Below are 22,178 nucleotides of genomic sequence, written 5' to 3'. Positions count from 1 at the left end.
ACTCCTGTTTTAAGTTTCTGTGGGTCGTGGTCTAGCGCGCGGGTTGTACCGCGAGAGCGCTGGGACTCGGTTGAGCGTTGGCTTGGTCGACGGCGTCCATCTCGCGCTCGATGAGCCCGAGGATCGCGTCGATATCTGTGCCACGCAGCTGCGGATCGAGAATGGTGAACTTCCAGCACGGCGCGCCCTCGAAGGTGGTGGTCGCGACAATCACGTCGCCCCGCTCGAGCAAGCGCTGGCGGACGATGTGGACGAGGCTGGCGGGGGCATCGGCAGGCGTAAACAGCACTGTGGAAAGCTCCGGTGTGGCGCGCAGTGCAAAGCGTGGATGGGCGTCGACGCGCCGGGCGGCATCGCGGGCCGCGGCGCAGCAGGCGTCGAAGGCCTCCCCGAGGGCGTCGGAGCCGTGGGTGCGCAGCGTCATCCAGAGCTTGAGCGCGTCGAAGCGACGCGTGGTTTGGAGCGAGAAGTCTGCGAGATTGTGGTCGGTGGCGTCTTCGGGGTTGAGGTAGTCCGCGTGCCACGACACGAGGGCGCAGTCGGCGGGATCGCGCAAAAGAATCGCGCTGCAGGCCACCGGCTGGAAGTAGCCCTTGTGGAAGTCGACGGTGACGCTATCGGCCGCATCCATGCCGCGCAAACGGTGCCGTTGCGTGGGTGAGAGCAGCAGGATGCCTCCGTACGCGGCGTCGACATGCAAGTGCACCCCTGCGTGGCGGCAGACCTTGGCGATGCTCTCTAGCGGATCGATGGTGCCGCGGTCGGTTGCCCCAGCGGTGGCCACGACGGCCATCGGCGTGTAGCCGTCCGCCACGTCGGCCGCGATGCGCCGGGCGAGATCAGCCGCGTCGAGTCGGTGTTCGGCATCCGATTCGATAGTGATGACGGCGGTGTCCGCGAGCCCAAGGAGGTGGGCGGCGCGCAACACGGAGTAGTGGGCGTGGCTGCTGGTGTAGAGGCGCAACTGGGAAAGTCCCTGCACGCCTTGGGCGCCCAGCGCCTTTTCGCGCGCAATGTAGAGCGCCTGCAGATTGGATTGCGTACCACCGGACGTAAAGACCCCGCGGGTGCGGGAATGCGGGTCTTCCGGCCAGCGCAGCTTGCGCGCGAAGAACTCGAGGAGGTGGCCTTCGATTGCGGCGGCGCTCGAGGCCTGATCCCAGCTTTCGACCGCGGTGTTAACTGTGGTGGCGAGCAGATCCGCGCCCACGGCGGTGGCGGTGATCGGACAGTTGAGGTGGGCGATGTAGCGCGGGTGGTGGTACCACACGGCGTGGTCGAGCCAGAGTTCGCAAAGCTCAGCCAACGCGGCGTCGAATGTACCAATTGGGTGCTCGAGGTCAACGCGTGTGACGGCCGCTGCTGTCTCATGGGCGTTGCGACCGGAGCGTGGCGCGTCGCCCTCGGCGAGATACTGCGTGAGGGTGTGCTGGCTGTGGTGGATGATTGTGTTTAATGCAGTCGGATCGGCTCTTACGAAGGAATCGACGAAAGGGGCCGGTCTCTCGTGACGAATTTTGTGCATGTTAGGATACCCTAACATAGAGTAGGCTACGGTAAAAGTATTTAATGGAAAGTGGTGCCGCGCGCGGGCACGCTGCGGTGATCCGTGGTCACGGCGGGATGTATTTGCTGCACCGGCTCGGGGAAGGGTGCGAAAGCACTGGTCTGATGCGCAGTGCGCGGGGTCGACGGCTGAGGTCTCGGGCATAGCAGGAGCGGCACAGGGGCGAGTAGAAGGAATGGGCGTGCGGTGCATTTCTACGGGTTGGTTGCGGGCGCAGGACGTGGCGAGGGTGGGATGTGGAAAAGCGTCTTTCACTTCGGACAAGGCCGAGGCGGGATAAATCAATTCTTGTAGACCTTTTGTGTGGCGGTGGCCATACAACAAACCGTGTGGCCGCGAGCCAGAAGGCCCAGGCTAAAAAACATGAAGACAGCATTGCTTGTAGGTGGCGGCCTGATCGGTTTCTCGTTTGCCCAGCGCTTCGTCGACGCGGGGTGGCAGGTGCGCATGACAGACGTGCGCGCAGAACTCGCGGACGCGGTGGCGCAGGAGTTCGGGGACAAGGTTCGGTTCTCGACAAACCTGGAGGATCTCACGGACAGCGTCGATTTCGTCCAGGAAGCAGGGCTGGAGTCGCTGGAGTTCAAGCACAAGATCTTCGCACGGCTGGCGGGACTTACCGATGCCGCCATCCTCGCCAGCTCGACCTCAGCCATCCTTCCTTCCAAGAGCGCGGCAGACAATCCCGCAGCCGAGCGGATCGTCATCGGTCACCCGTTCACCCGCCGGCACTCATGCCGGTTCTCGAAGTCGTGCCGGGACCGGAGACCGCGCCGGAGACGGTCGAACGCGCGCTGGAGGTCTACCGAGAGCTCGGCTTCGAGCCCAGCGCGATGAAGAAGGAAATCCCCGGATTCGTGGGCAACCGCATTCAAAAGGTCGACATGTGGGAGGCGATTTCACTCGTGCAACAGGGGGTCATTGACGCGAAGGACCTCGACACGATTTTGCGCAACTCGCTGGGGCTGCGCTACGCGGCCACAGGCCCGTTCGAGTCCAACCGTTTGGGCGGCGGCCCCGAGGGCATCAAGTCGACTATCGAACATATCGCGGGAGCCTGGGAGACCGAGCCTGTCGCCGGAGTGCCCGACATGTCGCATCTCGACGAGGTGTACGCGCAAGTCGATGTCCCTACGACAACTACGCCGAGACCTTCGAGTCCGGCACCCGCCGCCGCAATGCGCTGCTGCGCGGCTTCCTCGACGTGCGCGCTGCACACTAGCGCTTACTCGGCGCGCGGAGTTATTCGGGGCGCAGGATGCGCTGGGCGACCTCGACATCAGGGTTCGCCGCGCGCAGGGCGTCGAGGATGTCATCTGCCGCCAGGCGCAGATCGTCGTCCGTGAGCGGATCCAAGGCCTCGAGGATATAGAGCACGCTGGTGGTCTCCGGCGTGGGCTGGACTCGGTGCTCGGGCCGGAAGCGCCGCGCGGCACTACCCGCGGCATCGCGCACCGTAGCGGTGCCTACCTCGATGCGCACTAGGCCCGCGAAGCCATCGAGGGCGAACGCCGTGACAGGCAGCTCGAAACGGCGGGCGACGGCGTTGCCGAGGGCAACTATGGGGGCATCGGAAGGCTGGGCGCCCAGATCAAAAAGCGCGGGATCGAGCCCGGCGTTCTGCCACGCCGTGCGCCACGCGGCGACATGGGGCTGGAATGCTGACGGGGCGGCGGGGGTTTCGGCAACCGGGGAAGTGACGTTGCGTGCGGCGATGAGCAGCGCGCGGTAGTCGGGGCGCGGGGTGTCCAGCTCGACGTTGACAAGGAAATCGATAAGGCTCATTTCAGGTCTCCCGAGTAAAGGTTGAAGCGGTCGCCGCGTGCGAAACCGACGAGTGCCATGCCGGTTTTGCGGGCAGTGTCGACGGCGAGCGAGGAGGCTGCCGATACTGCCACGAGCTGGCAGAAGCCCGCCATCGCAGCCTTCTGCACGAGCTCGAAGCTGGCGCGCGAGCTCATCACGAGGATGAGATCGCTGGCCGGAAGCAAGCCCTCCATGAGCAGGTGGCCGATGACCTTGTCCGCGGCGTTGTGGCGGCCGACGTCTTCTCGGATGACGATGGGCTCGCCACCCAGCGTGAAGGCGCCAGCGGCGTGGATGCCGCCGGTCTTGCGGAACTGCTTCTGGCCCTCGCGCAGCCTATCCGGCAGCTGGGCGATAACGAGCGGGTCGACCGGCACGTGGGGGATGGGGTAACGGGTCTTCTTGGCTAGCTCCTCGATGGACGAGGTACCGCACACGCCGCACGCGGAGTTGGTGAGTGTTAGGCGCAGCTCTTTGAGCGAGATGACGTTGTCGTCGCGCATCTCAATGTCGAGGAGGTTGTAGGTGTTGACACCGTCGCGGGTGGTGCCCTCGCAGTACTTGGCGGACTCGATGTCGCGGGCGGCCTGGATGTGGCCCTCGGAATGGAGGAATCCATGGGCGAGCTCAACGTCGTGGCCCGGGGTGCGCATGGTCGTGGTGAGAGTCTGGCCATCGACGCGGATTTCGAGCGGCTCCTCGCCAGCGACGGTATCGGCGCGGGTATCGACCTGGGTGACCTGCGTGCGCTCCTCGTTGAGGCGGACCTTGGTGACCGCGAACTTGGAGGTGGTGCGGCCCGCCACTACTGCACGGCTTCCTTGAGCTTGGCGATGTTGGCGCGGGCTTCCTCGACGTCTTTGCTGGCCAGACCGACCACGAAGGCGGTGAGCGGGGCGGCCGGGCGGGAGCGATTGTGCGCGACGTCCTTGGTGAGATCGAGCAGCTCGCGCACCAGCGCCGTGGCGTCGTGCGGATCGAGATCCAGCGTCGTTGCGACCTCTTCAAGCCACTCGTGCGCGGTCTGGATGGGGTCTTTGTCTTCAGTCATGAACTCAACTGTAGTCGCGGCCCTGCCTACAACCGCGAAAGTCCCGCTCGCGACGGGACTAACGGGGGTGCGGCGACTTAGAAGTCGTTCGCGTTCTTGCCGGTCGGTTCCAGACGGACAATGAGGGACTTGGAAACGGGAGTCTCGGAGTCCTTAGTCATCTCTTCCACAGGCACGAGGATGTTGAGCTCAGGGAAGTAGCCGCCCACGTAATCCTTGGCGATGTCGTACTCGACCAGGCGGAAGTTCGGCGCGACGCGGCGGCCCGAGGCGTACTCGGAGACAACGTCGACGATGTCGCCGTCCTTGAGCCCGCGTTCGGCCAGGTCCTTCTTGCGGATGAAGATGACACGGCGTCCACCGCGCACACCGCGGTAGCGGTCAACCAGGCCATAGGAGATGGTGTTGTACTGGTCGTGGCTGCGCACCGTGGTCAGCAGCAGCTGGTCGCCCTCAAGCTCGATGGTGTCGGTGGCATTGATGGTCAGCTGGGCCTTGCCGTCCGAGGTGTTGAAGATGCGTTCGCGGGCCGCGTGCGGGAGCATGAAGCCGCTGGGGCGTTTGAGGTGCTCGTTGTAGTTCTCAAAACCAGGGATGACGTTCGCGATGTGATCACGGATGACATCGTAGTTGTCCATCATCGGGCGCTAGAAGGCGTCGCCGAATGCACGCTCGCCGATGCCGCAGATGATCTGCATTTGGGAGTGGAGATTCAGGTCGCGGTTTCCGCGGCGCTTCGGGAAGGACGCGGAAACCTTGGAGTCCGATGCCTCGACAGAGACCTTCTGCGGGCCCGAGGCCTGAATGTCGACATCGGTGCGGGAGCGCACCGGCAAGATAAGCGACTTCTCACCCAGCCACGCACACGTGCGGTTGAGCTTGGTGAGCATGTGGGCCGACTGCTAGGTGGCAGAAATGCCGTCTTCAAGCGCCGTCGTGTCCGACATCGCGCGGATGTAGTTTCCGCCCAGTGACAGGAAGAAATCGACGTTCTTTTCGCGCAGCTGGATACCCGCGCCAGTGGAAGAAACGCCGTGCTCGCGCGGAACGTCGAAGCCAAATTTTTCTTCCATGTTGGCCAGGAACCACTCCGGCATCTTCTACGAGATGCCCATCGTGCGGTCACCCTGGACATTGGAGTGGCCACTGAACGGGCCGGAGCCCGCGCCGGGCTTGCCGTAGTTGCCGGTGAGCAGTAGGAAGTTCATCATTTCCTGGATGGTGGCCACCGCGTTGCGGTGCTGGGACACGCCCAGCGTCCACGCGAGAACAACCGTCTCGGACTTCTCCACGTAGTCGACGATGTTCTTGACCTCGGCCTGGGAGACTCCGGATCCGCGGGAAAGGGCGGCATCGTCAAGCGAATTAAGGTGCGCGATGGTCTCGTCGACGTTGGAACAGAACTCCTCCAAGAACTTGCGGTCGAGCAAGTCGCGGCGAATGACCTCGCGGTTGATCTGCTGGAACAGCGCGCGGTCGCCGTCGAGGCGAACCTGGACGTACTCGTCGCTAATCTTGTCGGCCACGCCGAGGGCGCCCTTGACGGACTGCGGCTCCTTGAACTTCATTAAACCAGTCTCCGGCATGGGATTGATAATGATGAACCTGCCGCCGTTTTCCTTCTGCTTCTTAAAGGCGGTCAGCGAGCGCGGGTGGTTGATACCCGGGTTCTGGCCCACGGAGATGATGTGTTCCGTGTTGTATATGTCTTGCATGACGATGGAGCCCTTGCCCACGCCCACGGTCTTGGCGAGCGCGACACCCGTGGAGTCGTGACAGAGGTTCGCGCAGTCCGGCAGGTTATTGGAGCCGTGGCGGCGGCCCAGCACACCGAAGATGAAGGCGGACTCGTTGACGGCCGTGCCGGAGGTATAGAAGATGGCGCGGTTCGGGTCCGTGGCCTTGAGCTGCTCCGCGATGAGGTCGTAGGCCTCGTCCCAGGAGACGGGGTGGTACTTCTCGTCGCCGAGCGAGCGGTCGCAGAGCATGGGCTCGGTGAGACGGCCGAGCTGGTTGAGCTCCTAGTCCGGCATCTCGCGCACCTGCCGGACGGTGGTGTTGGCGAAGAACTCGCGGGACACGCGCTTGGACGTGGTCTCCTGGGCGATGGCCTTGGCGCCGTTCTCACAGAACTCGACGAAGTTGATGTCGCCCTGCCCCGGCTCCGGCCAGGCGCAGCCGGGGCAGTCAACGCCTCCATGCTGGTTCATTTTCAGCAGCGGCACGAGGCCGTGGTTCGGGATTGCCTTCTCCATCGCGTGGTATACGCCGCCCACGCCTGCAGGCGCGGTGACGCGGTGGCCGATGCGTGGGTTGTCGAAGCGGTTAGCGACGGGATTGGCACGAGAAACTGTAACGTTTGGGGTCATGCCGGCAAGCTTGCCGATAAGCAGGGAGAATTTTGGAAAAGGTCAGGTCGACGTGTAATGTAAATGCTCGGACTCGTGCCCGCACGCTGTTTATGCAGCTCACATGGGGGATGAGTACCCGCAATTCAAGAATTTCATTTCAACTTTGTTGTAGGCCCCTCGCCGTAGATAGCGGACCGTTGTCTGAATTAAAGGGTGGCGAGCGCCTCACGGTACTGACCGTGGGGAGCGTGAGTAGCCCGAAATCACACGGAGAACGCTTTGGTGAGCACGGGAACCGCAACGAGAAAGGTACACGGTCACTCATATGACTATGACTGATCCTATTGCCGACATGCTGTCGCGCGTGCGCAACGCAAGTAATGCGCACCATGACACCGTGTCGATGCCTACCTCCAAGCTGAAGGCAAATATTGCCGACATCTTGAAGCAGGAAGGCTACATCGCTGACTACACCGTCGAGGGCCACACCCTGTCCCTCGAGCTGAAGTACAACAACCGCGAGCGCTCCCTGTCTGGCCTGCGTCGCGTGTCTAAGCCGGGTCTGCGTGTGTACGCAAAGTCCACCGAATTGCCGCAGGTTTTGGGCGGCCTGGGCGTGGCTATTATTTCCACGTCCCACGGCGTGCTGACTGACCGTCAGGCTGAGGAGAAGGGCGTAGGCGGAGAAGTTCTCGCCTACGTCTGGTAAAGGGAGGTTTGACACATGTCTCGAGTCGGTCTAGCACCAATCGCCGTACCAAACGGCGTCGAAATCAAGATCAACGGCCAAGACGTTGAGGTTAAGGGCCCAAAGGGCGCCCAGAGCGTTAACGTTCCAGAGCCTATCGCCATCAACCTGGAAGACGGCGTACTGTCCGTCTCCCGCCCTGATGACCACCGCAAGAACCGTGCTCTGCACGGTCTGTCCCGCTCCCTGCTGAACAACGCTGTTATCGGCGTGACCGAGGGCTACACCATCAAGATGGAAATCTTCGGTGTCGGCTACCGTGTCCAGCAGAAGGGCAAGGACCTGGAATTCAGCCTGGGCTACTCCCACCCGATCCTCATCGAGGCTCCGGAGGGAATTACCTTCGCAGTGGACGGCGCAACCAAGCTGTCCATTACCGGTATTGACAAGCAACTAGTCGGACAGATCGCCGCTAATATCCGTCGTCTGCGTAAGGACGATCCTTATAAGGGCAAGGGTATTCGCTACGAAGGCGAGCAGATCCGTCGCAAGGTCGGAAAGACGGGTAAGTAAGCAATGGCAAACACTGAAAACACCAAGCGCACTCCAGTCGGCAAGGACATCTCCTCCCGTCGTCGCGAAGCACGCGCACGCCGTCACTTCCGTATCCGTAAGACCCTGCGCGGCACCCCTGAGGCACCGCGTCTGGTTCTTCACCGCTCCTCCCGTCACATGCACGTCCAGGTCATTGATGACCTGGCAGGCCACACCCTGGTCTCCGCATCCTCCATGGAGGCGGACGTTCGTGCACTCGAGGGCGATAAGAAGGCCAAGGCTGCCAAGGTAGGCGAGCTGGTTGCCGAGCGCGCAAAGGCCGCTGGCATCGAGCACGTCGTATTTGACCGCGCAGGCTACAAGTACCACGGCCGCGTCGCTGCGCTGGCTGACGCCGCACGTGAAGGTGGTCTGAAGTTCTAATGATCATCGTCAACGGAAACATCAACGGAAGGAACGCCTAATGTCGGACCGTGAACAGCGTGACGGCGGACGCTCCGCCGAGAACAACAAGAACAACCGCGGTGGCAACGGCCGCCGCAACGATCGTCGTAACCACCAGGACAACGAGCGCGATAAGTACATCGAGCGCGTTGTGACCATCAACCGCGTCTCCAAGACCGTTAAGGGTGGCCGCAACATGTCCTTCACCGCTCTCGTCGTCGTTGGTGACGGCCAGGGTCAGGTTGGCGTTGGCTACGGCAAGGCCAAGGAAGTCCCGGCCGCAATCCAGAAGGGTGCTGAAGAGGCTCGCAAGAACTTCTTCCGCGTTCCGATGATTGCCGGCACCATCACCCACCCGGTTGAGGGTCGCGACGCAGCTGGCATCGTTATGATGAAGCCTGCCGCACCTGGTACCGGTGTTATCGCCGGTGGTGCTGCTCGTCCAGTGCTTGAATGCGCTGGCGTGCAGGACATCCTGTCGAAGTCCCTGGGCTCCGACAATGCACTCAACGTCGTCCGCGCTACCGTGGACGGCCTCAAGCAGCTGGTCCGCCCTGAAGAGGTTGCCGCACGTCGTGGCAAGTCCATCGAAGAGGTCACCCCGGCCCGTATGCTGCGCAAGCGCGCAGGTCAGGAGGCATAAGCAATGGCTCTGAAGATTACACAGGTAAAGGGCCTGGTGGGCACCAAGCCGAACCACCGCAAGAACATTGAGGCCCTCGGCCTCAAGCGCATCGGTCAGTCCGTAGTTAAGCAGGACACCCCGATCGTTCGCGGTATGGTTCACAAGGTTCGCCACCTGGTCACCGTCGAAGAAGTGGCAGGGGAGTAAACCATGGCTGATATCATCAAGCTGCACGACCTGCGCCCAACCGCAGGAGCAAATAAGCCTAAGACCCGCGTTGGCCGCGGTGAGGCATCCAAGGGTAAGACCGCTGGTCGCGGTACCAAGGGCACCGGTGCTCGTAAGCAGGTTTCCGCTGCTTTCGAGGGTGGCCAGATGCCGATCCACATGCGTCTGCCTAAGTTGAAGGGCTTCAAGAACCCGAACCATGTTGAGTACCAGGTAGTCAACGTTGCTGACCTGGCTGAGAAGTTCGCAGATGGCGGCGACATCACCGTTGCTGACATCGCAGCTGCTGGCCTGGTCCGCGCTAATAAGCCGGTCAAGGTTCTGGGCAACGGCGACATCAACGTTAAGTTGAACGTCACCGCTGACAAGTTCTCCAAGTCTGCTGTTGAGAAGATCGAGGCTGCTGGCGGATCCGCCAACACCAAGTAATCTCTTTCAAGTAGATTTTCGTCCCCCTCTCCGCACCAGCGGAGCAGGGGGACGATTTCGTTTGGTAAGCGCCCTGGTGCCGGTATAGAGCGCAGTACCTTGGTTATGGACACAATTGGTGCTGGAAATAGCTGACAGGAAACCTTTATTAATAAATAAGGTTGCCGGTATGGCGATATATATTCATGAGTGTTAAAGTCAATCTTAGTTGAAAATCATCTACCGTTAAGGAGACTCTTATGTCGTCTATTTCTTCGCTGCTCGCAACCGCAGTCGCTGCCATCATGCCATTTGCCGGCTCTACCGGCCCAGTCGACGCCCAGGAACAGCTCTCCCAGCCGGATCCTGCTGAGACCACTCAGACCGCGCCTGCCGAAGTTGGCGAGCAGAACGCTCAGGACCAGCAGCCCGGCGCTCACGCTGAGAAGGGCCGTATCACCGGTGACAAGGAAGACGTCATCAACGGTGACGCAGAGGGTGCCGAAGAGGTCGATCCAGGGTTCAACGGTGGCAACCTGCAGAGCGGTAAGCTGGCCGTGCAGCGTGAGCTGGCCCTAGCTACCCAGGAGGCCGGCCACGAGTTCATGAACATCGAGTTTAAGGATGACCACTCTGCTCACCTGACCTTCCCGGAGACCTATAACCCGGAGAAGGATGAGGCAGCTGTGCAGCGCGTCATGGACGCCCTGAAGATCAACGGCTACGACAACATCACCGCGGCCTACTAAAGCGCGAGTGTCCCAAGACTTCGGGACGAAAAAAGAGGGTGGAACGCTCGGGGAGGGCGTTCCACCCTTTATGCTTTTCCAACCAGGGTAGGCGCGGGGGAGGGAAGGCCTAGGCCTCGTCTACGGTTTTTTCGTACAGGCCAGGGAAGCGGTCATCCGGATCGGTAACCGCTTTGATGGTGGCGGGAAGGTTGCCACCGTAGAGTTCTTCGAATTTTTCCCGGGAATAGAATGCCTCTGAGTAGAGGGACTTGTGCCCGCCCAGCTCGTTGACCTTGGCTTCGATAACGCGGTTGAACGCGCCATTATTCGGAGCGGAGGGATCCACATGATCCCCGTCCACGCCGGACCAAAAGCCAACGTTGACCCAGGTTTGTCCGGGGCGAAGCGGATACAGCGGCCATGGGTCAGCGGAGTCAGAGGCAATGTCGCCAGTGCCAACAAGTTCGTTTACGCCATCGCGCAGTCGGATAGGGCACAGCCACACCGGTTGAATATCGGAGGCGTTAAAGAACCAGTGGAGGAATTCCGGCAGGTTCTCCGGTGTGACCTCAATATCCTGCACCACGCGCTCGGCGCGCGGCTTGCCGTGCGGCTTTTTGATGAAGTTATATTCCAGCTCGTACTTGCGGTCGAGGCGGACCAGCTTCCAGTAGAAAGAGCTGCGGCGAAGCTCGCGCGGCCACACCTTACGCACCTTCGGGTTCTGCGCACCAAAAGCGCGCGAGCACCAGAACCAGTCGGTATCCCAGCGCCAGATGTAATCGCGGATGGTGAGGCGATCGCGGCGGATACCAGAGGCGTGCTGAAGGCTGCGGTAGTAAATCTTGTCCCGCGTGTAATCGGAGGTTGGGCCCTCTTCATCGGTAAAGCGGGCGAAGACGAGGTAGGCCTCATCTTCGGAAAAGACCACGCCGTCGAGGCCGTGGACGGGCTCGCCGCGGTGGGTGTGGGAAGAGGCGACGTCGGCAAGCACGCGGCTTGCTTCCTCCACGGTGTGGAAACGCTCTTCGCGGAGCTCTACAAAGGCGGGCACGGGTTCCAGCTCAATCTTGAGGCGCACCGCGTAGCCCAGCGAGCCATAGGAGTTGGGGAACAGGCGGAAGAGATCAACGTTCTCTTCGCGGGAGCAGGTGAGAATCTCGCCGGTGCCGGTGAGGACATCCATCTCCAACACGGATTCGTGCGGGAGACCATTGCGGAAGCTGGTGGATTCCACGCCCATGCCGGTAACCGCACCGCCCAAAGTAATGGTCTTAAGCTGCGGGACGACGAAGGGCATGAGGCCATGGGGCAGGGTGGCATCGACTAAGTCCTCATAGGTGCACATGCCTTGCACATCGGCCGTGCCGGCAACTGGGTCGACCTCAATGACGCCGCTAAGGCCGGACACATCGAGGCCCTCCTGCTCCTCGCTGCGGCTGCGGAAGAGGTTGGAGGTCTTCTTGGCGAGGCGTACGCGCTTTCCGGCCGGGACGGCACGGAAGCTTGCCAGCAGCTTATCGACGCCCTCCTGGTGCGCCTGCCACCCCACCGGCTCAATGGGCATGGCATCCACCGGCCGCGGCTGGGCGGCGGCGAGCCGTTCGCGCAGGTTATCAATGAGAGTCATGGCACCCCTCCTTAAAAGCGGCTATCTTCCCACCAGCGGCGTTCAGGCACGCCGGCGCGGGAGCCGGCCTCGCCCAGCTTGACGCCGAGGAAGTGATACAGGTTGATGATATTGCGCTCAAAGCCCCACTCGGATCCGGCCATATAAATGCCATAGAGGCGGGCGGTGGGCAGGCCCACGGTTGCGCAGGCCTCGTCCCAATTCTCCTTCAGGTTCTCGCACCAGTCATGCAGCGTGCGCATGTAGTCAAAGCGAAGGGACTCGGTGTGGATGACTTCGAAGCCATTGTCTTGCATCGCCTTGGTGACATTGCCGGAGCCGGTGAGCTCGCCGTCCGGGAAGATATAGCGGTCAATGAAGCCGCCCTTGGGGGTCTTGTGATTATCCGGGTAGGTGATGTTGTGGTTGAGCATCAGGCCGCCGACCTTCAACTTGCCGTGCAGGAATTTGAAGAAGTCGTTGTAGTTCTTCACGCCAATGTGCTCAATAATGCCGATGGCGGAGATAGCATCGAAGCCCTCTTCGGTGATATCGCGGTAATCCATGAAGCGGACCTCCGCCAAGTCTTGGAGGCCTTCCTCCTCAATCTTGCGCTGGCCCCACTCGGCCTGTTCCTTGGATAGGGTGACGCCGATGGACTTCACGCCGCGGCGCGCCGCGTAGCGCACCATGCCGCCCCAGCCGCAGCCCACATCCAAGTGGCGGTCGCCTTCCTTGAGGCGCAGCTTGTCAAAGATGAGGCGGTACTTATTCTCCTGCGCTTCCTCCAGGGTGGCATCCGGGGAAGGGTAGTAGGCGCAGGTGTAGGTCATCGAATCGCCCAAGAAGAGCTCGTAGAAATCATTGCCAACGTCATAGTGATCAGAAATGACATCGGCATCGCGCTGCTTCGAGTGCTTGGAAAGGCCGTCGTGTAGCTTGCGGCGCAACCAGGAAGCGCGCTCCACCTCAGGGACCGGCTGGATCTGGAAGGCGCCCATGGAAGCTAGGGAACGAACAACGCGGGCCAGGGTCTTGGCGTCCGGCTTTTGGAATTTGTCATACATGGCATGCAGCGCGTCAAAAATGCCATAGGGGTGGGCCGGGTGATCGCCATGCACCGTAATGCCGTCCGTGACATAAGCTCGCGCAAATCCCACGTCGCCGGGGTGGGTAGCGATAAAGGAGAGGCCCTCGAGGCTATTAATAGTCACCTTGTACTGGGCGTCTTCCGGTCCGGTCGCGGACCCATCGAAGGCCTCCCAGCGGAAGGGGTTGGGGCTAGGGACAAAAACGTCGATGATCTCAGCAACGGTCATCGGCGTGAATTTCTTGCTCATAAGTACTTCTTTCGAAACATTTGGTTCACACCAATAACGGCCTCGGAGCGCATAGCGCTGTGAGGTCGGAGATATTTCAGGAGAATTGCGTGTGCGCAATACCCCCTCATGGTAAACCCCGGATGCAAAACGCGCGAAAGGACAAGCAATCATGGTCACACTATTGGGGCTTAATGTGGCTATGCGGAGCAAGGCTGGTAGGGTAATGGGGTCATAAGTGTTCAACCGTCCCTGAAGGAAACCTGAATTTCCCCTAAGCTTTCTGGCGCAGGGGGGTGCGGTTTCCTAGGGGTAGATGAGTTTCCACCTCCGTGAATGAATGCGAAACCCTCCCTAGATTTCGCGTTCGGCAGCGGTAGGCCAGGAGGATTTTGTAGTGTCCGCCATTGTCCAGGCTTTTAAGGATGCCGACCTACGTAAGAAGATCATCTTCACCATCGTGATGATCATCGCGTACCGCGTCGGTGCACAGATCCCGTCCCCGGGTGTTGACTATGCGTCTATTGCTGGCCGCTTGCGCCAGTTGACCGAGCAGTCCGGTGACCTTTACTCCGTCATCAACCTCTTCTCGGGTGGTGCGCTGTTGCAGCTGTCGATCTTCGCCATCGGCATCATGCCGTACATTACGGCGTCGATTATTGTGCAGCTGCTGACCGTGGTCATTCCCCGCTTTGAGGAATTGAAGAAGGAAGGCCAGTCCGGTCAGGCCAAGATGACCCAGTACACCCGCTACCTGACCCTCGCGTTGGCGTTGCTGCAATCCTCCGGCATTGTCGCGCTGGCAGACCGCGAGCAGCTGCTGGGTCAGGGTGTACAGGTCCTGGCAGCTGATCGTAACTTCTTTACCCTCATCGTCTTGGTTATCACCATGACCTCCGGCGCTGTGCTGGTGATGTGGATGGGTGAGCTCATCACCGAAAAGGGCATCGGTAACGGCATGTCCCTGCTCATCTTCGCTGGTATCGCAACCCGCCTGCCAACCGATGGTGTAAGCATCCTGCAGAACAATGGTGGACTCGTCTTCGCCATGGTCGTAGCCGGCTTGGTCGTCTTGGTTGTTGGCATTACCTTCATCGAGCAGGGCCAGCGCCGCATTCCGGTTCAGTACGCAAAGCGCATGGTCGGCCGCCGCCAGTACGGTGGTTCCTCTACCTACCTGCCGCTGAAGGTCAACCAGGCCGGCGTTATCCCGGTCATCTTCGCTTCCTCCCTTATCTACATGCCGGTCCTCATTACCCAGATTGTGAACTCTGGCTCTCCCGGCACGCCAGATAACTGGTGGCAGCGCAATGTCATCGCGCACCTGCAGGCACCTTCCTCCTGGCAGTACATCGTGCTGTACTTCGTCCTGACCATCTTCTTCGCTTACTTCTATGTCTCGGTTCAGTACGATCCGGCAGAGCAGGCGGATAATATGAAGAAGTACGGCGGCTTTATTCCGGGTATTCGCCCGGGCCGTCCGACCGCGGAGTACCTTGGTTATGTGATGAACCGTCTGCTGTGCGTGGGCGCCCTGTACCTGGCAGTTATTGCCATCCTGCCGAATATCCTCTTGGATCTCGGCGTGGGCCGCTCCTCCGCCAGCGGCACGTCCGCCTTTGGTGGTACGGCCATCCTGATTATGGTCTCCGTCGCTTTGACTACGGTCAAGCAGATCGAGTCCCAGCTACTGCAATCCAACTACGAAGGACTACTTAAGTAATGCGTCTTGTACTTCTAGGACCTCCCGGTGCCGGCAAGGGCACCCAGGCAGCTATCCTCAGCGAGAAGCTAAACGTTCCGCACATCTCCACCGGCGACCTGTTCCGCGCCAATATCGGCGAGGGCACCCCGTTGGGTGTAGAGGCAAAGTCCTACATCGATGCAGGCAAGCTGGTACCTACCGACGTCACTGCCCGCATGGTCGAGGACCGCCTTAACCAGGATGACGCCAAGAATGGCTTCCTGCTGGACGGCTTCCCACGTACCACCGAGCAAGCAGACATCCTGGAGGAGCTGCTGGCTAAGAAGGGCGAGAAGCTCGACGGAGTTCTCAACTTCGAGGTCTCTGAGGATGTTGTGGTTGAGCGCATGATGGCCCGTGGCCGCGCCGACGACAACGAGGAGACCATCCGCACCCGCCTCGGTGTCTACCGCGAGGAAACCTTCCCGCTTATCGAGCACTACGGCGATGCCATCATCTCCATTAAGGCCGAAGGCACCGTGGAGGAAATCAACGCCCGTGCGATGGAAGCACTGGGTAAGTAAGCATGGCTTTTCGACGCCGCAGTAAGCGCATCCCAGCCCGCACCCCGGGCGAGCTAGACGCCATGCAGGCCGCCGGCGAAATTGTTGGCAAGGCACTGCAGGAAGTCCGCGCTGCTGCGGCGTCTGGCGTATCTACCCTCGAACTGGATGCGGTGGCTGAGCAGACCATTCGCGATGCCGGCGCCTATCCCACCTTCAAGGGGTACGAGGGCTTCCCGGGCTCCATTTGTGCTTCCGTTAATGACGTCATCGTGCACGGCATTCCGGATAAGGAAACCATCCTGGCAGAAGGCGACTTGGTGTCCATCGATTGCGGTGCCACGCTGGACGGTTGGGTAGGCGATAGTGCCTGGTCCTTTGCAGTAGGCGAGCTGGATGCTGATGTCGCGGCCCTCAACAAGGCCACCGAGTATGTCCTTATGGAGGGCATGCAGGCTATGGTTCCGGGCAATCTGCTTACCGACGTCTCCCATGCCCTAGAGCAAGCCACCCGCCGGGCCGAGCAGAAGTTCGGCGTGGATCTATTCATCGTGGATGGCTACGGCGGTCACGGCATCGGGCGAACCATGCACGAGGATCCTTACCTGGCCAATGAGGGACGCCCGGGCCGTGGCCCGCTGATCCAAGAAGGCTCTGTGCTGGCCATTGAACCCATGCTAACTTTGGGCACAGAGGATTCCGCCGTGCTAGAGGATGACTGGACGGTCGTTACCCTCGATGGCTCCTTTGCCGCTCACTGGGAGCATACGGTGGCCGCGACCGCCGATGGTCCCCGTATTCTTACCCGCCGCTACTGACATTTATTCCCCGATATTGCCTGTTGCACTAGGCATATGCCCCTGAAAGGTTTATACTCACAGCCATGTCTAAATTTAGCTTCCGCAAGATCCGTGCCACGGTTGCAGCGCCCGCAGTCGCTGGCGTGATGGCCTTGAGCACCACCGTTGCGGCTCCTGCCGCTTCCGCCCAGGAGATTCCGAACCTGGATCAGCTCAGCTCCAAGGCAAATTCCGACCTCGCTCAGTTCTCTTCCCAGTCCGGCTTGGACCAGCTCACCGCTGAGGCAAAGAAGCAGCTGGATAACTTCTACGGCCAATCCCGCGAGCAGGCCTGGAATACCCGTAACCAGATCCTGGACCAAGCAGAGAAGTTCTCCCCGGAGCTGGCACCTAGCGTTCAGACCGCTGTGGACGGCGCCGTAGAATTCCTCTTCCCAGGCTTGATCGCCCAGAAGAATGAGGAAGCACGCAAGGCCCGCGAGGCCGCTGCTCGCGCCAACGCTGAGCGCGTCGCTGCTGAGAAGGCTCGTTCTGAGGCTGCGGCACGCAAGGCGGAAGCACAGCGTCGTGCTAACCAGTTCGACCGTGGCCCGTGCCCGGCCGATGCGAAGGTTTGTGTCGACCTCAATGGCCGACGCACCTGGCTGCAGGATGGCGGCAAGGTGTCCTACGTGTCCCCGGCAATGTCCGCCGGCATGCGCGGTCAGGAAACCCCACGCGGTACTTTCCATGTGACCCGCAAGGTAGAGCATGAGATTTCCCGCGAGTTCAATAACGCACCGATGCCGTACTCCATCTACTTCACCAATAACGGTCACGCCTTCCACCTGGATGACCCGGCCGTTGATTCCAATGGCTGCGTTCACCTTCCGCCAGACGCTGCAAAGCGCTACTGGGATAATGTACAGGTTGGCGATAAGGTCTTCATCTACTAAGGCCCGCGCTTAAGCGAAAGCCTCATCCCCCGAACCGGCTCCCGAGAAGGAGAATCGGTTCGGGGGATTTTGCTGGCTTAGGGTGAGTTGCGGGCGAGTGAGTAGAGCGTCGGAAAGCGCAGCGGTTTGGAAAACGTGTCGCTGCAGCGTATGCTGTTAAGTCGGTGTATAGCGTCAGCGAGGCTGGCGCGGATACGCCACCGCAGTAGACAACAAACATGCAGGTGACGGCGCACTTGTCCGTCGCCAGAAAAGTAGAGGTTATGGCTAAGGAAGGCGCAATCGAGGTAGAAGGCCGCATTATCGAGCCTTTGCCCAACGCAATGTTCCGTGTCGAGCTCGACAATGGACACAAGGTTCTTGCACACATTTCTGGCAAGATGCGTCAGCACTACATTCGCATCCTCCCAGAGGACCGCGTGGTTGTAGAGCTGTCTCCTTATGACCTGACCCGCGGACGCATCGTCTACCGCTACAAGTAAAGACAGTAAGCCTCCTCACCCAAGGGTGAACCTGTAGGTTCACCCTGTCCACCTCAGGCTACGGTGGCCTGAGCCCGCACTGGTAAGCAACCCAAGGATTCCCGGCACGGTCCGGGCGAAGCGTTGCATGGAGCGGGACGGATGGGGAGAAAACCGCCGTAACAACCCGAAAGGACACGCCATATGGCACGTCTAGCTGGTGTTGACCTCCCCCGCAATAAGCGCATGGAGGTCGCTCTCACCTACATCTACGGCATCGGTCCAACCCGTGCCAAGGAACTGCTAGAAAAGACTGGCATTTCTCCTGACCTGCGCACTGACAACCTGGATGATGACCAGCTGTCGGCGCTCCGTGACGCAATTGAGGCTACCTGGAAGGTTGAGGGTGACCTCCGCCGTCAGGTTCAGGCTGATATCCGCCGCAAGATTGAAATCGGAAGCTACAAGGGTCTGCGCCACCGTCGTGGCCTGCCTGTACGTGGCCAGCGCACCAAGACCAATGCGCGCACTCGTAAGGGTCCGAAGAAGACGATCGCAGGAAAGAAGAAGTAATTCATGCCTCCAAAGACTCGTTCCGGCGCGCGCCGTTCCGGCCGTCGCGTCGTAAAGAAGAATGTGGCCCTCGGCCACGCATACATCAAGTCCACCTTCAATAACACCATCGTCTCGATCACCGATCAGACCGGTGCTGTTATCTCTTGGGCATCCTCCGGCCACGTTGGCTTCAAGGGTTCCCGTAAGTCCACTCCGTTCGCCGCTCAGATGGCAGCCGAGAACGCTGCACGCAAGGCAATGGATCATGGCATGAAGAAGGTTGACGTATTCGTCAAGGGTCCGGGCTCCGGCCGCGAGACCGCCATCCGTTCCCTGCAGGCTGCAGGCCTCGAGGTTTCCTCGATCACGGATGCAACCCCACAGCCGCACAACGGCTGCCGTCCGACCAAGCGCCGCAAGGTTTAAGGGAAAGGAAGAGGTAAGAAAATGGCTCGTTACACTGGCCCCGCTACCCGCGTATCCCGCCGTCTTCGCGTCGACTTGGTCGGCGGCGATATGGCATTCGAGCGCCGCCCGTACCCACCGGGACAGGCTGGCCGCAACCGCATCAAGGAATCTGAGTACCTGCTGCAGCTCCAGGAGAAGCAGAAGGCAAAGTACACCTACGGTGTGCTGGAGCGTCAGTTCCGTCGCTACTACGCAGAGGCTAACCGCCTCCCGGGCAAGACCGGCGATAACCTGGTTATCCTGCTCGAGTCCCGCCTGGACAACGTAGTTTACCGTGCAGGTCTGGCACGCACCCGCCGCCAGGCTCGCCAGCTTGTCTCCCACGGTCACTTCACCGTGAACGGCAAGAACATCAACGTTCCTTCCTACAAGGTCACTCAGTACGACATCATCGATGTCCGTGACCGCTCCAAGAAGATGGAATGGTTCGAAGATGCTCAGGACGCCCTCATCGATGCCAACGTACCGGCATGGCTGCAGGTTGTTCCTGATACCCTGCGCATCCTCGTGCACCAGCTGCCCGAGCGCGCTCAGATCGACATTCCGCTGCAGGAGCAGCTCATCGTCGAGCTTTACTCGAAGTAAACTGTTATACCGCACGGCCTGTGAAGGCCTGGCGGATAACCAGGAATCTTCAATCCCGAAGATTTTTACCCCTCTACCGGCGTCAAATAGCGGTCGCCGAAAAGGAGAATTTCAATGCTCATTTCCCAGCGTCCTCAGCTCACCGAGGAATTCATCGACTCGTCTCGTTCCAAGTTCGTCATCGAACCGCTCGAGCCGGGCTTTGGCTACACCCTCGGTAACTCGCTGCGTCGTACCCTGCTGTCCTCCATTCCGGGTGCAGCGGTAACCTCCATCAAGATCGATGGTGTTCTCCACGAGTTCACCACCATCAACGGTGTGAAGGAAGACGTTTCCGAGATCATCTTGAACATCAAGAGCATGGTGCTTTCTTCCGACTCCGATGAGCCGGTTGTTATGTACCTGAGCAAGGAAGGCCCGGGCGATGTCACCGCGGGCGATATCCAGCCGCCGGCTGGCGTGGAGATCCACAACCCGGATCTGCACATCGCTTCCCTGAATGACACCGCTAAGCTGGACATTGAGCTCGTCGTCGAGCGCGGCCGTGGCTACGTCCCAGCCGCTCCTACCTCCGGTGAGATCGGCCGCATCCCGGTCGACCAGATTTACTCCCCGGTTCTCAAGGTCTCCTACAAGGTCGAGGCAACTCGTGTTGAGCAGCGCACCGACTTTGACAAGCTGACCATCGACGTCGAAACCAAGAACTCGATTTCTGCCCGCGATGCCCTGGCTTCCGCCGGCGGCACCCTGGTCGAGCTTTTCGGCTTGGCTCGCGAGCTGAATAACGCTGCCGAAGGCATCGAGATCGGACCCTCCCCGCAGGAGACCGAGTACATCGCTGCTTATGGCATGCCGATCGAGGACCTGAACTTCTCCGTCCGCTCTTATAACTGCCTGAAGCGTCAGGAGATCCACACCGTGGGCGAGCTCGCTGAATGCACCGAGTCCGACCTGCTGGATATCCGCAACTTCGGCCAGAAGTCGATCAATGAGGTAAAGATCAAGCTGGCTAACTTGGGCCTGGCTCTCAAGGACACCCCTGAGGACTTCGACCCGACCCAGCTCGAGGGCTACGACGCAGAAACCGGTGACTTCAAGGATCCGGCTGCCGAGGATTCCGAGTAAAGAACCCCGCTGACTTGCGGCAATGACCTAATTGCCGCGCGCTCAACTTTTACCGCATACGAGGAGTACACAATGCCAACCCCTAAGAAGGGTGCCCGTCTCGGCGGCTCCGCCAAGCAGCAGGCTCACATGCTGAGCAACTTGGCAGCCAGCCTGATCGAGCACGGCGCTATCAAGACCACCGATGCCAAGGCGAAGGTTCTTCGCCCGTACATCGAAAAGATCATCACCAAGGCTAAGTCCGGCACCATTGCTGACCGCCGCGCAGTTCTGAAGCTCATCCCGCGCAAGGATGTTGTTTCTTACCTGTTCGACGAGGTTGCCCCGAAGTTTGAGAACCGTGAGGGTGGCTACACCCGCACCATCAAGCTGGACAACCGCGCCGGTGACAACGCCCCGATGTCCCAGATCTCCCTCGTTCTCGAGGAGACCGTGACCTCCGAGGCTAACCGCGCTACCCGCGCTGCCGCATCCAAGGCCGCTGAGGCTGAGGAAGCTAAGGCAGACGAGGCTGCTGAGACCGAGGCACCTGCCGAGGAGACCGCAGCTGAGGAGTCCGAGGAGAAGTAATTTCCCTTCGGCCCTAGCGCTTCGCCGCCGCCTTTCCCCATTTGTGGGAGGGGCGGCGGCTTTTTCATGTCCGCATCCCAGTAAGGGGGCGTTGCACGGCCGACCCAGCGCCGGTGGGGAGAAGATGCTCCGGTAGCATGAAGCCCACTATGACAGATGCAGCATCGACTTCCCCCGAAGGGCCGGCCGACGGGTTCGTTCGCCTGCGTTTGGACTTGGCTTATGACGGCACGGACTTTCATGGCTGGGCCAAGCAGAAGGGCGGTCTGCGCACGGTGCAGGGGGTACTGGAAGAGAAGCTGGCGATGATTGCGCGCACGGAGGTGCCGCTTACGGTCGCTGGCCGGACGGATGCCGGTGTTCACGCTCGTGGCCAGGTGGCGCACGTGGACGTTCCCACGGAGATGCTGGCGCAGCGCTCGGTGGCGGGGGAGCCGGGGAAGCTGGTGCGTCGGCTAGCAAAGCTTCTGCCAGAAGACGTTCGGGTACACGGGTGCGAGTTCGCACCCGCGGGCTTTGATGCGCGGTTCTCGGCGCTGCGGCGCCACTACGTCTATCGGATTACCACCAATCCGCGCGGCGCGCTGCCAACCCGTGCGCGGGATACGGCCGAGTGGATTAAGCCGGTGGATATCGATGCCATGCAAGAAGCCGCTACCGCCCTGGTGGGCCTGCACGATTTTGCGGCCTTTTGTAAGGCCAAGCCGAACGCCACGACCATCCGTGAATTGCAGGAATTTTCCTGGCGCGATGTTTCTACGCCCGAAGAACCGGAGCTTTATGAGGCCCGCGTGAGTGCCGATGCTTTTTGCTGGTCGATGGTGCGCTCGTTGGTGGGTTGTTGCCTGCGCGTGGGCGAGGGGCGGCGCGATACCGACTTCGCCGCGGCACTGCTGCAGGAGACGAAGCGCTCTTCCAGCATCCCCGTGGCCCCGGCAAAGGGACTCTCGCTCGTCGCCGTTGATTACCCAGCGGCGGACAAGCTAGCCGCGCGCGCCGAGGTCACCCGCGAAAGGCGCAGCGCTGACTAACGCCCAAGTGGCAGCGGTC

At 60.7% G+C, this 22,178-nt stretch carries 25 protein-coding genes and 2 pseudogenes; 20 read left to right on the top strand and 7 right to left on the bottom strand.

Features of this window, described 5'->3' with window-relative positions:
* Positions 1-31 precede the first annotated feature (31 nt).
* Positions 32-1,525, bottom strand: a complete 1,494-nt coding sequence (locus RAE09_RS09595) for a pyridoxal phosphate-dependent decarboxylase family protein (RefSeq protein ID WP_316981558.1) — start codon at positions 1,523-1,525, stop codon at positions 32-34.
* A 405-nt stretch (positions 1,526-1,930) separates the two neighbouring features.
* Here RAE09_RS09595 and RAE09_RS09590 point away from each other — a divergent pair.
* Both RAE09_RS09590 and RAE09_RS09585 read left to right on the top strand, forming a co-directional pair.
* Positions 1,931-2,343: pseudogene (locus RAE09_RS09590) on the top strand (3-hydroxyacyl-CoA dehydrogenase NAD-binding domain-containing protein); the annotation flags it as partial.
* Between the two features lie 57 nt (positions 2,344-2,400).
* Positions 2,401-2,913, top strand: a complete 513-nt coding sequence (locus RAE09_RS09585; protein ID WP_366918728.1) for a 3-hydroxyacyl-CoA dehydrogenase family protein — start codon at positions 2,401-2,403, stop codon at positions 2,911-2,913.
* Here the strand turns inward: RAE09_RS09585 and RAE09_RS09580 are convergent.
* The 4 genes and pseudogenes from RAE09_RS09580 to RAE09_RS09565 form a co-directional block, all read right to left on the bottom strand.
* Entirely contained in the window at positions 2,810-3,352 is a 543-nt protein-coding gene (locus RAE09_RS09580; RefSeq protein ID WP_301716784.1) for a hypothetical protein, read from the bottom strand. The genes RAE09_RS09585 and RAE09_RS09580 overlap by 104 nt on opposite strands.
* Positions 3,349-4,179, bottom strand: a complete 831-nt coding sequence (fdhD, locus tag RAE09_RS09575; protein WP_023020578.1) for a formate dehydrogenase accessory sulfurtransferase FdhD — start codon at positions 4,177-4,179, stop codon at positions 3,349-3,351. Before fdhD ends, RAE09_RS09580 begins: the two co-directional genes overlap by 4 nt.
* Positions 4,179-4,424, bottom strand: a complete 246-nt coding sequence (locus RAE09_RS09570; RefSeq protein WP_023020579.1) for a DUF6457 domain-containing protein — start codon at positions 4,422-4,424, stop codon at positions 4,179-4,181. The genes fdhD and RAE09_RS09570 overlap by 1 nt, the downstream gene beginning before the upstream one ends.
* A gap of 77 nt (positions 4,425-4,501) precedes the next feature.
* A pseudogene (locus tag RAE09_RS09565) lies at positions 4,502-6,793 on the bottom strand (FdhF/YdeP family oxidoreductase).
* Positions 6,794-7,100: 307 nt separating this feature from the next.
* On the opposite strand from RAE09_RS09565, the gene rpsH reads away from it, so the two are divergent.
* From rpsH to RAE09_RS09530, 7 genes are all read left to right on the top strand, one after another.
* Positions 7,101-7,484, top strand: a complete 384-nt coding sequence (rpsH, locus tag RAE09_RS09560; RefSeq protein ID WP_005322799.1) for a 30S ribosomal protein S8 — start codon at positions 7,101-7,103, stop codon at positions 7,482-7,484.
* Between the two features lie 15 nt (positions 7,485-7,499).
* Complete coding sequence (gene rplF / locus RAE09_RS09555; protein ID WP_239204633.1) at positions 7,500-8,036, top strand: 50S ribosomal protein L6; 537 nt, start codon at positions 7,500-7,502, stop codon at positions 8,034-8,036.
* 3 nt (positions 8,037-8,039) lie between these two features.
* On the top strand, positions 8,040-8,441 hold the full coding sequence (gene rplR, locus RAE09_RS09550; protein ID WP_005322788.1) for a 50S ribosomal protein L18: 402 nt from the start codon (positions 8,040-8,042) through the stop codon (positions 8,439-8,441).
* Between the two features lie 40 nt (positions 8,442-8,481).
* Entirely contained in the window at positions 8,482-9,105 is a 624-nt protein-coding gene (gene rpsE / locus RAE09_RS09545; protein WP_023020586.1) for a 30S ribosomal protein S5, read from the top strand.
* Between the two features lie 3 nt (positions 9,106-9,108).
* Positions 9,109-9,294 (top strand): 50S ribosomal protein L30, encoded by a 186-nt coding sequence (rpmD, locus tag RAE09_RS09540; protein ID WP_023020587.1) that lies wholly within the window; start codon positions 9,109-9,111, stop codon positions 9,292-9,294.
* Between the two features lie 3 nt (positions 9,295-9,297).
* Complete coding sequence (rplO, locus tag RAE09_RS09535; RefSeq protein ID WP_005322777.1) at positions 9,298-9,744, top strand: 50S ribosomal protein L15; 447 nt, start codon at positions 9,298-9,300, stop codon at positions 9,742-9,744.
* Between the two features lie 239 nt (positions 9,745-9,983).
* Positions 9,984-10,472, top strand: a complete 489-nt coding sequence (locus tag RAE09_RS09530) for a hypothetical protein (RefSeq protein WP_023020588.1) — start codon at positions 9,984-9,986, stop codon at positions 10,470-10,472.
* Positions 10,473-10,581: 109 nt separating this feature from the next.
* Here the strand turns inward: RAE09_RS09530 and RAE09_RS09525 are convergent, their stop codons facing one another.
* Positions 10,582-12,084, bottom strand: coding sequence for an FAD-binding oxidoreductase (locus RAE09_RS09525; protein WP_316981557.1), 1,503 nt, complete (start codon positions 12,082-12,084; stop codon positions 10,582-10,584).
* 11 nt (positions 12,085-12,095) lie between these two features.
* Positions 12,096-13,403: a class I SAM-dependent methyltransferase gene (locus tag RAE09_RS09520; RefSeq protein ID WP_179387388.1), complete on the bottom strand. Its 1,308-nt coding sequence runs from the start codon at positions 13,401-13,403 to the stop codon at positions 12,096-12,098.
* Between the two features lie 376 nt (positions 13,404-13,779).
* On the opposite strand from RAE09_RS09520, the gene secY reads away from it, so the two are divergent.
* From secY to truA, 11 genes are all read left to right on the top strand, one after another.
* Positions 13,780-15,105, top strand: coding sequence for a preprotein translocase subunit SecY (secY, locus tag RAE09_RS09515; RefSeq protein WP_316981556.1), 1,326 nt, complete (start codon positions 13,780-13,782; stop codon positions 15,103-15,105).
* Positions 15,105-15,650, top strand: coding sequence for an adenylate kinase (locus RAE09_RS09510; protein ID WP_005322769.1), 546 nt, complete (start codon positions 15,105-15,107; stop codon positions 15,648-15,650). Before secY ends, RAE09_RS09510 begins: the two co-directional genes overlap by 1 nt.
* A gap of 2 nt (positions 15,651-15,652) precedes the next feature.
* On the top strand, positions 15,653-16,447 hold the full coding sequence (gene map, locus RAE09_RS09505; RefSeq protein ID WP_005322768.1) for a type I methionyl aminopeptidase: 795 nt from the start codon (positions 15,653-15,655) through the stop codon (positions 16,445-16,447).
* A gap of 65 nt (positions 16,448-16,512) precedes the next feature.
* Positions 16,513-17,364: a L,D-transpeptidase gene (locus RAE09_RS09500; RefSeq protein WP_005328012.1), complete on the top strand. Its 852-nt coding sequence runs from the start codon at positions 16,513-16,515 to the stop codon at positions 17,362-17,364.
* Between the two features lie 263 nt (positions 17,365-17,627).
* A complete protein-coding gene (infA, locus tag RAE09_RS09495) occupies positions 17,628-17,846 on the top strand; it encodes a translation initiation factor IF-1 (RefSeq protein ID WP_004566852.1) in 219 nt (72 codons plus the stop codon).
* A gap of 183 nt (positions 17,847-18,029) precedes the next feature.
* Positions 18,030-18,398, top strand: coding sequence for a 30S ribosomal protein S13 (gene rpsM / locus RAE09_RS09490; protein WP_005322765.1), 369 nt, complete (start codon positions 18,030-18,032; stop codon positions 18,396-18,398).
* 3 nt (positions 18,399-18,401) lie between these two features.
* The gene (rpsK, locus tag RAE09_RS09485) at positions 18,402-18,806 is read left to right on the top strand and encodes a 30S ribosomal protein S11 (protein ID WP_005322764.1); all 405 of its coding nucleotides are present in this window, start codon (positions 18,402-18,404) and stop codon (positions 18,804-18,806) included.
* Between the two features lie 21 nt (positions 18,807-18,827).
* Positions 18,828-19,433, top strand: coding sequence for a 30S ribosomal protein S4 (gene rpsD, locus RAE09_RS09480; RefSeq protein WP_005322762.1), 606 nt, complete (start codon positions 18,828-18,830; stop codon positions 19,431-19,433).
* Between the two features lie 114 nt (positions 19,434-19,547).
* Positions 19,548-20,558, top strand: coding sequence for a DNA-directed RNA polymerase subunit alpha (locus tag RAE09_RS09475; RefSeq protein ID WP_005322760.1), 1,011 nt, complete (start codon positions 19,548-19,550; stop codon positions 20,556-20,558).
* A 72-nt stretch (positions 20,559-20,630) separates the two neighbouring features.
* The gene (gene rplQ / locus RAE09_RS09470; protein WP_005322759.1) at positions 20,631-21,128 is read left to right on the top strand and encodes a 50S ribosomal protein L17; all 498 of its coding nucleotides are present in this window, start codon (positions 20,631-20,633) and stop codon (positions 21,126-21,128) included.
* Between the two features lie 137 nt (positions 21,129-21,265).
* Positions 21,266-22,159 carry a tRNA pseudouridine(38-40) synthase TruA gene (gene truA, locus RAE09_RS09465; protein ID WP_005328013.1) on the top strand — a complete coding sequence of 298 codons (894 nt, stop codon included), beginning with the start codon at positions 21,266-21,268 and terminating at the stop codon, positions 22,157-22,159.
* Positions 22,160-22,178: the final 19 nt, after the last annotated feature.

The organism is Corynebacterium tuberculostearicum (assembly GCF_032821615.1).
Classification (GTDB): domain Bacteria; phylum Actinomycetota; class Actinomycetes; order Mycobacteriales; family Mycobacteriaceae; genus Corynebacterium; species Corynebacterium tuberculostearicum_H.
Note: the sequence above shows the minus strand (reverse complement) of the source record. Positions and strands in the feature narration are given on the sequence as shown.